The sequence below is a fragment of the Streptococcus sp. HSISS2 genome, assembly GCF_000448665.1.
In the GTDB taxonomy this organism is placed as follows: domain Bacteria; phylum Bacillota; class Bacilli; order Lactobacillales; family Streptococcaceae; genus Streptococcus; species Streptococcus raffinosi.
The window spans coordinates 948794-963616 of the sequence record NZ_CM002133.1; the positions used below are offsets into that span (position 1 = coordinate 948794).

Annotated in this window: 8 protein-coding genes and 6 pseudogenes; 2 read left to right on the top strand and 12 right to left on the bottom strand. The window is 40.0% G+C overall.

Annotated features, from left to right (window positions below; genetic code table 11):
• From HSISS2_RS04200 to HSISS2_RS04240, 10 genes and pseudogenes are all read right to left on the bottom strand, one after another.
• Positions 1-637, bottom strand: a pseudogene (locus HSISS2_RS04200) (DHH family phosphoesterase); the annotation flags it as partial.
• A gap of 298 nt (positions 638-935) precedes the next feature.
• The gene (locus HSISS2_RS04205; protein WP_008534410.1) at positions 936-1340 is read right to left on the bottom strand and encodes a GNAT family N-acetyltransferase; all 405 of its coding nucleotides are present in this window, start codon (positions 1338-1340) and stop codon (positions 936-938) included.
• A gap of 77 nt (positions 1341-1417) precedes the next feature.
• A complete protein-coding gene (locus tag HSISS2_RS04210; RefSeq protein ID WP_021145549.1) occupies positions 1418-2185 on the bottom strand; it encodes an SDR family oxidoreductase in 768 nt (255 codons plus the stop codon).
• The gene (rnz, locus tag HSISS2_RS04215; protein WP_021145550.1) at positions 2185-3114 is read right to left on the bottom strand and encodes a ribonuclease Z; all 930 of its coding nucleotides are present in this window, start codon (positions 3112-3114) and stop codon (positions 2185-2187) included. Before rnz ends, HSISS2_RS04210 begins: the two co-directional genes overlap by 1 nt.
• A gap of 31 nt (positions 3115-3145) precedes the next feature.
• Positions 3146-3787, bottom strand: a complete 642-nt coding sequence (locus HSISS2_RS04220; RefSeq protein ID WP_021145551.1) for a hypothetical protein — start codon at positions 3785-3787, stop codon at positions 3146-3148.
• On the bottom strand, positions 3780-5018 hold the full coding sequence (hflX, locus tag HSISS2_RS04225) for a GTPase HflX (RefSeq protein ID WP_021145552.1): 1239 nt from the start codon (positions 5016-5018) through the stop codon (positions 3780-3782). The genes HSISS2_RS04220 and hflX overlap by 8 nt, the downstream gene beginning before the upstream one ends.
• Positions 5019-5137: 119 nt before the next feature.
• Positions 5138-6565 (bottom strand): FtsW/RodA/SpoVE family cell cycle protein, encoded by a 1428-nt coding sequence (locus tag HSISS2_RS04230; RefSeq protein ID WP_021145553.1) that lies wholly within the window; start codon positions 6563-6565, stop codon positions 5138-5140.
• 139 nt (positions 6566-6704) lie between these two features.
• Positions 6705-11503, bottom strand: a pseudogene (locus tag HSISS2_RS12170) (glycoside hydrolase family 70 protein).
• Between the two features lie 207 nt (positions 11504-11710).
• A pseudogene (locus HSISS2_RS10810) lies at positions 11711-11836 on the bottom strand (IS256 family transposase); the annotation flags it as partial.
• Between the two features lie 170 nt (positions 11837-12006).
• A pseudogene (locus HSISS2_RS04240) lies at positions 12007-12972 on the bottom strand (IS256 family transposase); the annotation flags it as partial.
• Positions 12973-13108: 136 nt separating this feature from the next.
• Between HSISS2_RS04240 and HSISS2_RS04245 the strand changes: the two are divergent.
• A complete protein-coding gene (locus tag HSISS2_RS04245; protein WP_042767206.1) occupies positions 13109-13366 on the top strand; it encodes a SemiSWEET family transporter in 258 nt (85 codons plus the stop codon).
• A 159-nt stretch (positions 13367-13525) separates the two neighbouring features.
• Here the strand turns inward: HSISS2_RS04245 and tnpA are convergent, their stop codons facing one another.
• Positions 13526-13999, bottom strand: coding sequence for an IS200/IS605 family transposase (gene tnpA, locus HSISS2_RS04250; protein WP_002891962.1), 474 nt, complete (start codon positions 13997-13999; stop codon positions 13526-13528).
• Between the two features lie 194 nt (positions 14000-14193).
• Positions 14194-14259 (bottom strand): annotated as a pseudogene (locus HSISS2_RS12175) (DNA-3-methyladenine glycosylase I); the annotation flags it as partial.
• Positions 14260-14501: 242 nt separating this feature from the next.
• Here HSISS2_RS12175 and HSISS2_RS10830 point away from each other — a divergent pair.
• Positions 14502-14823: pseudogene (locus HSISS2_RS10830) on the top strand (transposase); the annotation flags it as partial.

Sequence of the window (14823 nt, forward strand, 5' to 3'; positions counted from 1 at the left end):
AGGAGAGCCGTTGCCAATTTGAAAGCTACTCCACAACCTGCCAGATACTTAAAGGGATAATCGGCATCTGGATGTTCTGGGTGGACAATGGCGTAGGCATCTGGAAGCTGAGCTGGCATGCTATGGTGGTCAGTAACGATAACATCCACACCTTGCTCTTGCGCATAAGCAATAGCCTCATTCCCCGCTACCCCATTATCCACTGTAACAATGAGTGAAATGCCTTCCTGTTCAATGAAGTACTTGTAGACACTTTCGTTTGGCCCATAACCATCTGTAAAACGGTTAGGCAAATAGACTCGAACTTCAGCGCCCATCATTTCAAGAGCTTCCTTGACAATCGATGCTGATGTCATACCATCTGCATCATAGTCTCCATAGACTAAGATTTGTTCATAATTTTCAATGGCCTGACGAATTCTAGCCACTGCCTTATCCATATCATGCAGAAGATAAGGATCATGAAGGTGTGATAAATCAGCCTTGAGAAAGTCTTCAAGAGCATCTTCTGTCGTAATGCCACGTTCATAAGCAATCTTGGTTGCTGTTTCTGCCAGCCCATGTTCTTTGGCAAGTTTAAAAAGCCAGCATCTGGCTCTTTTGTATTTATTTTCCAATCATACGTTGATGTAATCATGTTTTTATATTTTCTCCCTGTCATCTAGTCTACTTATTATAACATGAATAAATTTATCAGACTGGATAGAAGTCTGAGTTTTCCAAAAAGAGAACGGAAAAATCGGAAGATGCATAGACTCGTAGTACATTTATAATCAAGACCTGCTTTTCTAAGCAAAATAATATTCTGGATATTTCTCCCTTATTTGTCTTGTCTTTTCTCCTCTTCCTTTTATCTAGCTCTATTCTACTATCGTTTTCAAGCAATGTAGGGTAAAACAAGAAGAAAAGGATTCCCTGTCCGGAAATCCTCTACATTAATTTTTATAAATCATCCCTGTACAGGCTTGCTCTGAAAGTTCGACAAAGCCCAGAGATTGGTAAAAGGCTAGATTTTTCTCGCTACGTTCAGTGGCAAGGAGCCGTTGATAGACATTGGGGAAAGTTGCTAAAGCCTCTTCTAAGAGTTTCTTTCCGATACCTTGGCGCTGATGATCTGGTTGCACCAAGAGGTCCTGCACAAAAATGACAGAGTGACCATCTCCTACCAAGCGAATGTAGGCTACTAGCTCCTCCTTATCATAGACTGACAACTGCCAGAGACTGGCTTTGACAGCTTCTTCTAGCATAGATGGGTTGTTAGTATAATTGGTCCAGCCAACCGAGCTGTACAATGCGAGTAGGTCTTCCATCGCTGGAATTTCTTGTTTGTATTCTAACATCTTAACTCCTTTCTTAACCTATAGTGCTGGAGGTTTTCTAAATAAGATTGGATATTTGATGCCGTCTAGCATCCCCCCTATTTGTAGTTAAATATATTGGTAGCTAGCTTGTCCGAGATGCGTGGAAATAGCGTATAGCCTTTATGAGCAACTGCTAAGAGTCGTGGCAGATTGACTTCTCGTTTGTTTTTGCCCAGAATACGGACAATCTTTTTAGCCACGTACTTAGGACTGAGGACAAACTTTTTAACACTCTCAAGATAAGCTCCAGAGGGGTCAGCTTGATCAAAGAAGCTTGTCTCAATTGGACCTGGATTGACGGTTGTCACATAAACGCCCTTATCAGCTAGTTCCAGACGTAGGGCATCTGAGAAGCCAATTACCGCAAACTTTGTCGCTGCATAGACACTTGAGTTGGCTGTCGCAATTTTCCCCGCCATACTAGCGATATTGATGATATGGCCATGGCCTTGCTCCACCATTTTCTCAGCCATCAGACGTGAAAAGGTCATGGTCGCAAAGGTATTGATATCAAACATATCACGGACTTCTTGGCTAGTGTAACAAGCATAAGATTTAAATTCGCCGAATCCAGCATTATTGATAAAAACATCAATACGGCCAAAACGTTGATAGAGATAATCTACCATTTCTTTAATGGCATTGTCGTCTCTAAGGTCAATGGCAAGACAGGTTTTATTTTCCACATGACGATAGCATTTCTCCAGCTTGTCCTTATCTCGGCCTAAGAGGATAATACCATCACTGGGTGAGAGCTGCTTGACAATGTCTTGAGCAAGACCTCCTGAGGCACCCGTAATAGCGATAATACGTTGTTTAGCCATTAGATTTCTACCTCTTCCAAGTCTCGTACAATGTAGGTATTTTTGAAAATCGTTTGGGCATCTGCCGCCATCCTACCGATGTCTCGGCCCAAGAAACGAGCTGACACATGATTGAGTAACAAACGCTTGGCTGAAGCATCTTTAGCGACCTGGGCTGCTTGTATATTGGTTGAATGTCCATGACTTTTGGCAATGTTTTCATCACCCTTACCATAAGTTGACTCATGAACCAAGACATCAGCACCCAATCCCAGACGAACACTAGCATTCGTCTTCCGGGTATCACCCAAGATAGTAATCACTTTGCCTTTCTTAGGCGCAGAAATATAGTCCTTGGCAATGATTTTTGTACCATTTTCAAGAACCACATCTTGACCATTCTTGATTTGACCAAAGAGTGGTCCAAATGGGACACCAGCTGCTTTGAGAGCCTCAGCATCCAGGGTACCCTCTAGGTCTTTTTGAACCACACGGTAGCCAACACAAAAAATAGTATGATCCAACTTGTCAGCATAAACAGCAAATTTGTCATTTTCCATAACCAAGCCTAACTTATGCTCATCAATCTCAGTAAAATGCACATGGTAAGGTAAACGTGTCCCAGAGGTACGAAGACTGGTCATAACATATTGCTTGATACCTACTGGACCATAAACCTCTAGATCTGTTTGTTCTTCACTAGATTGGAAGGAACGGCTAGCCAAGAAACCAGGTAGACCAAAGATATGGTCTCCATGCATATGCGTGATGAAGATTTTCTTAACTTTACGAGGCTTTATCGTTGTTTCTAAAATCTGACGCTGGGTTCCTTCCCCACAATCGAACATCCAGACTTCATTGATTTCATCGAGTAGCTTCAAAACCAAGCTCGATACATTCCGAGCCTTGGATGGTTGTCCAGCTCCTGTCCCTAAAAATTGTAATTCCATAACGTTCTATACTTTCTATCTATTGTTCTTCTTATTTCTGGACAATATAAGCCAGGCATTCACGTTGTGCAAAGCCATAATAAATCACTTGCCCTTTATACTGAGCCAAAAGTTCGACTAATTCATCCTGATTGAAACTAGCCAACTTAATGACATTTCCCTTAAGCTTAGACGCACGACTAAGAAGCTGACCTTCTGGAGTTAGTTCCTCTAGCACATCTTCATCAAAGTCAACCTTAGCCATCTTAATTTTGCTTCCTTCAAGATAAACTTTATACTGTGGAAAAACTTGAGCAAGTTCAAACAAAATAGTCGTTGTTGGAACCTCTAATTGCTCTGAAAAGACATGGGCAACCTCATCATCTGTTTCATAGCAAAAACCGTATGATTTTCCCGAAAGATTGAGACGAATAAAGGGCTTACGCTCATCAAAAGATGGTGCCAAATTAAACAAATCCAATGCTTTTGACAACTCCAAGTAGTAATCCGTTGCTGCTTCTGGAGATTGTTTCTGGTAGATCTCTGCAAAATAAGCATTAATGACACTTGGTGGAGGGGTAATAAAGGCCAATTTTTGACTGTCCGAAAGATCAGACAGGGCATTTTTCAAATAAACCTTATCCAAACTTGTAAAACCACCATATTTCAAAGCTAAATCCATATAATCAGTCATAAAATTCTTCCAATTTCCATTTATTTTTTGGGGAAATAAATCCTGTAATTTCTTCCACTTCTGTCTCAAAGTTGTAACTATCTAGCAAGGCCAATTGACTCAACTGATAGAGTTTATAAGCTTGGTCTTGATGAACCTTAATACTAAAAGGCTCAAACAGTTGCTGAATCTCATCAATCAAGAGTCTTCTAAGTGTTTCTCTGCTCCCCTTGTCACGCGCTGAGAGGCGAACATTAGGAAAGACGGTTGCCACCAAGTTATCAGCTACATCCATCTTATTGTAGATAGCAAGGCATGGAATATCACTCATATCCAAGCCTTTGAGAATGTCCAAGACCACCTTTTCATGTTCTTCATGATTGGGATCACTGGCATCAATGACATGCAAAAGTAGGTCAACATTACGGCTTTCTTCCAACGTTGATTTAAAAGCCGCAACCAATTCTGTTGGCAAATCCTGAATAAATCCAACCGTATCCGTCAGGGTCACTTGAAATTGGTCCTTAAGATAAATTTTCTTCGTTGTGGCATCAAGAGTCGCAAAGAGTTCATTGGCCTCATATTGTTTATCATCCGTCATAAGATTCATGATAGTTGATTTCCCAGCATTGGTATAACCAATCAAGCCAATTTTAAAGGTACTTGAATCAACACGCTTTTCACGAATGGTTTCTCGGTTCTTCTCCACAATCTTTAATTGACGTTCAATATCAGCAATCTGATTACGAATGGAACGACGATTGAGCTCCAACTGACTTTCACCAGGTCCACGGCTACCAATGCCCCCCGCTTGACGACTGAGCATAATCCCCTGTCCAGCTAGACGTGGTAACATGTATTTGAGCTGGGCTAGATGTACCTGAAGTTTCCCTTCATGACTTCTGGCTCTCATGGCGAAAATATCCAAAATCAATTGCATACGATCAATGACTTTTACGCCAAAGGCTGCTTCAAGATTGGTATTTTGGCGAGGCGTTAAACGGTTATTAACAATGACAGTGCTAACCTCATCCGCATCTACCATGGCCTTGATTTCCTCTAATTTTCCTGAACCTACGAAGGACTTACTATCATAGCGTTCACGTTTTTGGGTATAGCTAGCTACAACCTCTGCTCCTGCTGTTTTGGCAAGACTGGCAAGCTCCTCCATGGACATGTCAAAATGCTCTGTTTCTTGCAATTCAACACCTACTAAAATAGCACGTTCTTGCTGCTTGGCTGTCTCTATCATAGCAAACCCCTTTTCGAAATAGTCGCCTTCTATTATACCACAGGCAGGGGCAAAGAGGAGGACACGGGCCTTAATTTTTTACAAAGAAAAACAAGTTGAACTTGTCAACTTGCTTCTGCTTAGTGTTTGCGTGTCGGTTTATTTTTCGAACCCTTACGACGCTTACCTTGATGAAGGCTTGGCGTATTTTGAGAAATGGTTTGACGCATTTTCTCTGTTGCCTTATCCACCTTATCTTTAGCCTTGACCAACTCTTGAGTGGCCTTGTTAGCACTCTTAGAGGGTTTATTTTTTTTAGGATGAGTCTTGGTAACAGGCTTCACATGACTAGTCCCTGAGACACGCATGCGACGAGACATAGCTAGGAGAATTTTATTTTCCTCATTAAGATTGGTTTGATAAGCCATTGAAAGCACCAAACCAACTCCAATTAGGTTCGAGATGAGTGAAGATCCCCCTTGAGAAATAAATGGCAAAGGAATACCTGTCAAAGGAAGGATGCCTACTGCTGCCCCAATATTTTCAAAAATATGGAAGACAATCATCATAATAAAACCAGTAGAGATAAAGGTATAAAAGCGATTGTTAGACCTAAAAGTCACTCGTAACATACGGTAAATGAGGAAGAGATAGGTCAGAAGGACCAAGCCACTACCAACCAAACCAAAATCCTCTGCAATTACTGTGAAAATCATATCACTCTCACGAACTGGGACATTTAACTCTAGATGGTTAAATCCTTTACCATAGATACCACCAGTACCAATAGATATCATGCCTTGAGTCTGTTGAAAAGCAATACCATCCGCATAAGTGAAAGGATCCAACCAAGCTGAGATACGGTTAATCTGATAAGTTTGAACCCCCATCTTAATCAGAGCTTCCTTACCCCAATCTGTGATAAAGACCATGACAAACAGGGCTACACCAGCCACAAAGGCTAGAACCACTGGCAAGATGATACGCCAGGATATTCCTGAAACAACGACTATACCCGCTAAAATTGCCAGGAAGACCAAGGCTGTCCCCATATCACCCTGGAGAACCAAAAGGCCCAAAACAGGGAGGGTAACTGCAGTATACTGGAAGAGGAGAAGCCAGTCATCCTTAAGGTCGGTCACTTCCCGGCCTTGCTTAGCCCAGACACCTATCCTCGAAAGAAAGAGGATATAGGAAATCTTCATAAATTCAGACGGTTGAAACAAGGTAACCGATCCAATACTGACCCAGTTTTTGGCACCCGTAGATTCCACCACAGCAGGTGAATAGAAAACAAGGGGCAGGACCATCAACCCCAAGCCAAATACATACAGCCAAGGAGTTATCTTCCAAAGAAACTCAGTGTTAAATAACATGACAACAAAAGCAAGTACTGAACCTAGGAAAATCCATAGTACTTGCTGGGACATGACTTGCACGAGATTCTTGGGGTAATCAAAGTTTGTCGCAATAAATATCGAGACTAGGCCAACCAGTAACAGGATTAGAACTGGTAAGAGAATCGAGTAATCTATCCGACTTTCAATAGTGTTTTTTGACTTAGTCATGTGCACTCCAAAATAAAGATTTAGTAAGAGTTATTATACCACTTTTTCGTCCAGACAAATGACCTAAATGTATAAAAAATTAACATTTTTTTAACGAAAAAAGCAACCACACAAGTGTGATTGACTTCTTTCTTTAGTCTTAATTTGACATGTAGCCTTTTCCTTCAGAATTGAAGTATACCCATTGACCTGAAGGAATCTTAATCCAGCGATTAACAGCCTTGTCCCCTGTATGAACATCATAGTAAGAGATTGAGCCATCAGGATTTGAAGCCGTTGCTCCTTTCACCTGTCTTCCAGTTTGGTCAAAGTAAAGATGTTGTCCGTTGATAGTCTGTTCACCGACAACGACTTCACCCTTAGCATCAGCATAATACCAGTTATTGTCTCCAGTAGTGAAGAAAGTTGATACTAACTTATCTCCGGTAGCCCCATGGTAATATGAGCGAGTGCCATTAGCGTTTGTTGCAAAGCCACCTTTAACCTGTTTACCATCAGTACCAAAGAAGAGTTTTTGACCGTTGATTACTTGAGCTCCAGTAACGACATTACCCTTATCATCAGCATAATACCATTTATCATGACCAGTAGTGAAGAAGGTAGAAACCATCTTATCACCAGTATTCCAGTGGTAGAATGAACGACTACCGTCAGTGTTCGTTACGAAGCCACCCTTAACTTGACGACCATTAGCATCAAAATAGAGATGTTGACCATTGATAACTTGTGCACCTGTCACATTACGACCACGTGAGTCAGCGTAGAACCAGTTGTTGTCCCCAGTAGTATAGAAGCCTGGTGTATGAGCCTTAGTCACAACACCCTTAGCATCGATATTAAAGGTTTGACCATCAACTACTAATGATGTATCAACAAGTTTCACACCTGTGATTGTATCGTAGTATGAAGTCGTACCATCAGGATTGTTCACGAACTCACCTTTAACTTGCTTACCTGACTCATCAAAGTAGAGCTCGTCACCATTGATGGTTTGGGCACCACGAAGAACATCACCTTCATTGTTTGCATAGTATGTGGCATCACCAACTTGGAAGAAGCGGTTCTTAACTTGAACACCTTTTTCATTGAAGTAAAGGTTTTGTTTGCCTACCTTAGTAAATCCAGTGGCAACATAGCCCTTATCATTAGCGTAGTACCAGTTACCATCTTGTTCAAAGAAGCCTGAGTACTTACGTTCACCTGAATCACCACAGAAGAACATGATTTGACCGTCTTTTGTTGGAACAAAGATACCTTTAGCTTGGTAACCATTGTCATAGAAGTATTTTCCTTACCTTCTACTTCAGTCAAACCAGTAGCCATGATGCCACCTTTGAAGAAGTATTGATAGAATTTTTCTTCCTTACCACTATCATCTTTAACGGTAACTTCTTTCCAACCAGTTTGAGTCGTCAATTTACCTGACTTATCATAAACCAATGATTGACCTTTGGCATTTTTAATAACACCATCAGTAAACATAACACCATTTGGCAAGAAGAAATAGTTTGAACCGTCGATAGCTTGTTCACCAGTTACAAGGTAACCCTTATCGTTAAAGTAGTACTGTTTGCCATTATATGTCACAAATTGACTCTTAGCTTGAGTACCAGATGTTGTGTAATAAGTTACCCCTGTACCATCATAAGCAAATCCAGTTTTAGCTTTTGTATCACCAGTCAAGGCTGCTGGAAGGAAGGTACCTTTATCGTTAACGGTGAAGTACAATTTACCATCGCTGAGAACGTAGTCAGAACCATGTTTTTGGATATTTGTACCGTTAAAGTACTTAGCTTCCCATTGTTTAATCTTCACAGATGGATCAATTGTCTTACCTGACGCTTCCATAACTTCTTTGAAGATTTCTGGATAAAGTTTTTGAAGTTTATCCAGGAAAGCACCACCATACTGTGCTTGGAAATCATTTCCTGATGACTTAGTATTTGTCACATAGAGTTTATTAACCAAGCTAGTATCATCAAGCACCTTACCATGTGTATCTGTACGAGTAGCTGTTACTACTTCTTTACCTGGGAGGGTATACAATTGGTCTGGAACCCAGTCAGCAATGACTTGAATACCTTGTTTGTGAAGAGCCTTAAGGGCATCACGAAGATCTTCTTTTGAACCGTATTTATTGTTTTTGCTCATGGCAAAGTCATAACGGTCTGTGAAGGCATAACCATTCTCAATAATAGAATCAAGGAAAGTTCCATCCTTAGATGAGACATATTGAGGTGCAATTTCAAATGACGTAATGCCCCATGACTTGAAGAGGTCTGCATTAGCTGCAATCAATTTATTAGTGTATTGACTATCTTCTTTAACAAAGTCTTGGAAGTTTGAGAAACCTTCGTAAATCACTTGTGCTTCAAGTGCTGCAGAAGAGCTATAAACCTTATCCCCTTCTTTGTAGGCTTTTGTTGATGGTTTAGCAAGAACGTTTTGATCGTCAGTCGCACCTACTGGTACCCAAACCGAAAGGTAACCACTCATATCAACAGTCTTAAAGCCTTTGATTTCATCAGCTGTGAAGACAAGATTTCCTTGTGCATCTGTATATTTAACAACCTTAGTATCTGAATCATTCAATGATGACACGATACCTTTATCCGTACCAAGCAAGAGTGGACGGTAGGCTTGGTTCTTGTGGGCTACACCCATATTTACAGTAATTGTTTCACCATCTGCTAATTTCAAATCTGGGTTATTAGCAATAAGGGTCAACATACCAGAATTGCGGCCGTATTTTCCACCTTCTGTATCTGTCTTAGACATCAAATCTTGACCATAACGGACAGAGACAAGAACTTCTTTATTATCTTTCGCAGATGACACCCCATCACCAGCAAGGTTGTGGATATAAGATGTTTGTCCACCAGCTACATACTTAGGACGCGCTTTAAGAAGGGTTGTGATTTGATCAAAGTATGGTGATTTCTTAGCCATGTACTGACCATTATCTGTATACAAGTCTCCATAATAAACACGTGTTGCTGCACCCATTGTTTGAAGCATCAAAGCATAGGCAGCAGGAATATTTGAATGTGTATATTCCTTATCCACTTTCAACATATCAGCATTATAAATGTCAAAAGCTTGTTTCAATTGGTCTAATGTGAAAGTAAATCCATCTGTTGTAGGATCAATTTTTTTGCTGATAATGTCTGCGATAACCGTTTGAACTTCTGAGTCGTGTGCACGAACAAAGAGATAGGTTGCAAAACCAAGTTGATCATATGATGTAACTTCCGCACGGTTTGAAAGACCGAAATAACCACCGTTAATAAGGTCCTTCATTGATGCATTACGAGCACCTGTACCTTTATTAGTTACTGGACGAGTCAATCCATGAACAATTGACAAACGGAGACCATTATCCATAGAAAGGGCAGCCGTATTATGTTCGTCCACATAATATGGGTCGTTTTGAGACCAAGCTTCAAGAATTGAGATATTAGCAAGGGCACGTGCTTCAGACTCATTGACCTTGTAAGCAGCCTTCATGTATGAAGACACCAATTGAAGCATATCGATGCTGACATTGTCCACAGCATCAACACGGATACCATCGAAGTGAGCATCTTTGTCCTTGTCTCCAAAGACGATTTGTCCCCAGTTCATGAAGTAATACAATTGGTTAAGCATTTCAGCTTGCACAATTGGGTTTGAGTTGTCGATATCGCTTGAAAGCAAGAACTCATAACCAGCATCACTACCACTCTTGATCTTATCGTTTGCCAAACGACTTGTTGCCGTTTGGTCAAGTTTACGGTAGTCTGAGTTAGCCCTCTTCGTTAAATCACTATTAACAAAGAGGAGAGCCCCTTTTTGGAAGTGTTCTTTACCTGGAGATTCAGAGTTAATGTTCCATTTATCTTGGTCTTTAACAAAGGCCTCGATTGACTGACGTAACCAGTCTGTTGACTTATTAGCAGCAATCTTAACCTCAATCTTACGTTGAATGATTTGAGCAGCGGCATTCAAGCTAGCTTGAGAATTTTCAATCGTAAAGACATCTTTTGTTTCTTCACCATTGCTAAGAGCCTTAGTCATGTAGTTCAAGTAAGCTACTTGAGTATCCTTATCAGGCCACCAAGACATCAAAAGTGGACGAAAGTCTTTTTCAGTTGACGCTTTCCAAGTTGTTCCTGCTTCAAGGATTTCTTTTGGACGGTACCAACTATCAGCTGTCAAATAACCATCAACAAGTTCAAAGCTTGCTTTTGTTGAATCGTAAGCAGCATTGTTTTTAGTAAAATCAGTGACAAGATTTGTTGTTTCTTGTGTGAATGAATAAGTTGATGTGCTTGAAAGGACACCATTCTCATCAAAATAAAGGACCTGACCATTTACAGTAATGGCAAAGTTTTTCTTATGTGATCCATCTTCTAAAAGATAGTAATATTTACCATCTTTTTCTTTTTTAATATTATCGAGTGAGACTGCAGCTTTAATTTCAGCTTCAGAAAGCTCTTTAGACTTCTCAGTCGTTGGAGCGGCTACTCCAGCATTTGTAGCTACTTCCGATGTTGTAGCTGTTTCTGGCTTAGCTACTACTTCTGGCTTGGCAGTCGTTTCAGGTTTAGCTTCAACCTCTACTGCTGTAGCTCTATCACTAGTTGTTCCTGAATTTGGTTGAACTGTCGCTTCAGCTGGTTTGTCAGCAGTAACTGCTGCTCGCTCTGTTGTCGTGGCATTTGAAGTATTTGCCACTTCAGTTGTTGCTCCTACCTCTTTTTCAACCACAGGATTTGTATTTTCCCCCACTGTAGTTGTTGAAGGTGATCCGTTAGAGTTATTTGTTTCTTCTGCAGAAGCGAGTGAAGTTGTGGTAACACTACCACCAACAATGGTAGCCAAAGCTGCTAAAGCAACAGCCAAAGTAACCCACTGCTTCTTCACTTTGTGCAGTTTATAGCGTACTTTATTTTCCATATTCAATTTTTCCCCAATGTATTTTTTGTCTTAAAATCTACACCTTAAAGACTTACTTATTATATCATTTTTTATTGTCAAAAAACTTGATAAATCTTATTTTAACGAGTTTTTTACTATCTTAATGATAGATTAAATAATTGTCATGTAATCGAATTGGATACTGTCAATAATTTTGTGTAAATACTCAAGTAGAGTTACGGACTTTTAATCAAATAAGCTTTCAAGTGTGTCAGCACATTGGCCAAACCCTTTGTGGATACGTTGACTTTGCTTGAAATTATAATTTTCAAACAAAGTAACTAAATAACGTTCCAGAGCCTCCTCGTTAGGAGAGTGGGACAGAAATCGGTAATTCGTTAGAAGTCGATTTCGTCGTCACACCTCCGCACAGTTGAGTAGGGCTGTAAAAACTGATGAAATCAGCGTAGTAGAGCCCACTCAACCACTGCGTCTTGCTCGACAATCCAAAGACAATTAAGAGGCTAGGACTATTGTCCCAGCCTCGTTTGACGTTTGATTTCTTTGTTAAGAGACTCAATGAGGTTTGTCGAATAAATGCTGTGCCAAATCTGGTAGGGAAACTGATAAAAAGTTAAAAGATTATCCGTATTCTCCAGACTTTCCATGACTTTCCTATACTTTGGTTTCCATTCAGCGATAAAGTCCTCCAAAGCTAGGACTGCTATTTCTAAATTTTCAGTACGATAAATCGTTTTAAATTGCTTCAAAATAACCGCTCTATCTGCTCGTTTCACTTTACTAGCTAGATTTCGACTAATATGAATTAAGCAACGTTGTTGTTTAGCTAATGGGTAAGCCTGACTGATCATCTGCTCAAGCCCCTTGAAGCAATCGGTCGCTACATGAGAAACCTGTTGAATGCCTTGTTTTTGAAGCTTATCTAACAGGGTGGACCATGAATCATTGTTTTCATTTGGGGCGATTTCATATCCAAGAACAACCTTCTGTCCTTCTGGTGTAATGCCAAGTGCGATATGAATACATTCTTTATTAACGGCTCCACGTCTTAATGGAAGATAGGTTCCATCAAGAAATAAAACAGAGTAATTGGCTTCTAAGCTTCTCTCATGAAAAGCAGAGACATTCTCCTGAGTTGTTTTTGAGATATTAGAAATTGTGGCAGGACTATAGTGATGACCATCCATTCGCTCGATGATGTCGCTAATTTCTCGAGTCGTTACGCCGGTTTGATAGAGTTTGATAACCATCTCTTCCAAGTGGTCATCTCGACGTCCATAAGAGGGGATCAAAGCTGGACTAAAGTTTCCATTACGACTATTACCAGAATTATAGCCTACTTTATCGTAAGGCTCATACCCTAAAAGGGCTGACAATTCTGCTTGAAGCGGATCATTCATCGCCGTTTCAAGAGAAGTACGGAAAAATTCATCAATATCTTGCTTTTGGGCTAAGAAGTTAAGTAGTTCTGTGCTAAACTGAGTCATAGGAATAAATCTCTTTCTAGTAATGTTTCGCAACTCTACTATAACGGATTTATTCCTTTTTGTGTTTACACAACATATTGTATACTATCCTCTGCAAAATATAGATATAAACATTTTATTCTATTTTGTACAGAAAATAACAAAAATAAATCAAATTGTCGGTTCCATTGGGGCCTTTATCGGGATTATTGTATTTATCGCCTACATCCCACAAATTTTTGCCAATTTACAAGGCAACAAAGCTCAACCATTCCAGCCTTTATCCGCAGCAGTATCTTGTTTAATTTGGGTTCTTTATGGATGGACAAATGAACCCAAGAAAGATTGGATACTAATTATTCCAAACTCAGCTGGTGTGATTTTGGGTGGACTCACTTTTTTGACTTCACTTTAACAAATTTAATAGTATGTATAGTCAAAACCACCCGTGAGAACGGGTGGCTTGCTCTTCGGCTGAAAGCCTCTGCTACCGGCCGAGGCCTAAAGGCCTACCGAATGGTTTCCCTTCAGCACCACCTTTGCTAGCTGACCCGTCTAGCAGGTCTCTTTAAGATTACTTTCTCTTATTCTTCTCACCTGTAAACGGATCATACTCCTCAAATAGACTTAGCTGATCTGCTATCACGTCTTCTTGTAATTGATTACGAATATATTCTTCAATTCGCTTCTGATTTCGTCCAACCGTATCAACATAAAACCCTCGACACCAAAATTTGCGATTCCCATATTTATACTTTAAATTAGCGTGTCGATCAAATATCATTAAGCTACTTTTGCCCTTTAAATATCCCATAAATGAAGAAATACTTAGTTTCGGTGGTATACTCACCAACATGTGAATATGATCTGGGCAAGCTTCTGCTTCATGAATTTCAACACCTTTTCTTTCGCATAATAATCGTAAGATTTGACCAATACTTGCTTTGTATTTCCCATAAATTATCTGACGTCGATATTTGGGTGCGAACACAATATGATACTTACAATTCCATGTAGTATGTGCTAAACTATTATTATCCTGTCTCATCAGGGGTCCTCCTTTTGTATATTAGTTAGTGGTCGGGAAACCTTATCTAATATAACACTTTAGGGGGACTTTTTTGATACATCGCTAAAAGCTTTTCGGAACCACTAGCACAGCTAGTGGTTTTCGTGAGACAAAAAGCTGAGATGAGTTTCTCAGCTTTTTCTCTATTCTCAGATAATTAAACGCTGCACTCACTAACTTCCGCTTTTCCATTCACAATCATTCTCATGGTCATCAACTAGACCTGCCGCCTGTAGAAAACATACTAAGATTAGTAGTGAAGAAATCTCCGACGGGAGTGAGTACTCACTACTTTTTCTTTGTGTTAAAGTAGAGGTGTCTTGTGAAGTCGTGGCTTCTTTTGGCGCTAGACGCCGTAAAAAAACTGGCAAGACACCTGTTTTAGATGGAATTTTATCAAAGTATGTTGGACGCTAGACGTCGAGTATTGAAAATGAAATCACTAAAATAAGGAATCATTCAAGACAAAGAGGTAAACATAATGCGGACAGTTTTTGGAATTGATGTGAGTAAAGCAAGCTCAGAAGTCGCTATTCTTGTGAATGGTGAAAGGGTTCATGGCTATACTATGTCTAATGACATTATCGGATTTTCTCGTCTACTGAAGGACTAAAGACCGTGAGAAACCCCGAAATTATTTTCAAAGCTAATGGTGTCTACTCTTGTCGACTTCAGGCTTTTCTAGAAGAAAACAGCTATGAATATACACGTCTTAATCCTTTGGAAGCTAAAAAGCAACTTGACAGCTTACGAGTCCGGAAAACCGATAAGATTGATGCAGAGAAACTAGCTTCGTCACAATT

What these genes read in the sequence shown, in the direction of transcription:
- hflX (WP_021145552.1), bottom strand. Translation starts at nt 5,018, where the DNA reads ATGATAGAGACAGCCAAGCAGCAAGAACGTGCTATTTTAGTAGGTGTT.
- HSISS2_RS04210 (WP_021145549.1), bottom strand. Translation starts at nt 2,185, where the DNA reads ATGGCTAAACAACGTATTATCGCTATTACGGGTGCCTCAGGAGGTCTT.
- HSISS2_RS04220 (WP_021145551.1), bottom strand. Translation starts at nt 3,787, where the DNA reads ATGACTGATTATATGGATTTAGCTTTGAAATATGGTGGTTTTACAAGT.
- HSISS2_RS04230 (WP_021145553.1), bottom strand. Translation starts at nt 6,565, where the DNA reads ATGACTAAGTCAAAAAACACTATTGAAAGTCGGATAGATTACTCGATT.
- rnz (WP_021145550.1), bottom strand. Translation starts at nt 3,114, where the DNA reads ATGGAATTACAATTTTTAGGGACAGGAGCTGGACAACCATCCAAGGCT.
- HSISS2_RS04205 (WP_008534410.1), bottom strand. Translation starts at nt 1,340, where the DNA reads ATGTTAGAATACAAACAAGAAATTCCAGCGATGGAAGACCTACTCGCA.
- tnpA (WP_002891962.1), bottom strand. Translation starts at nt 13,999, where the DNA reads ATGAGACAGGATAATAATAGTTTAGCACATACTACATGGAATTGTAAG.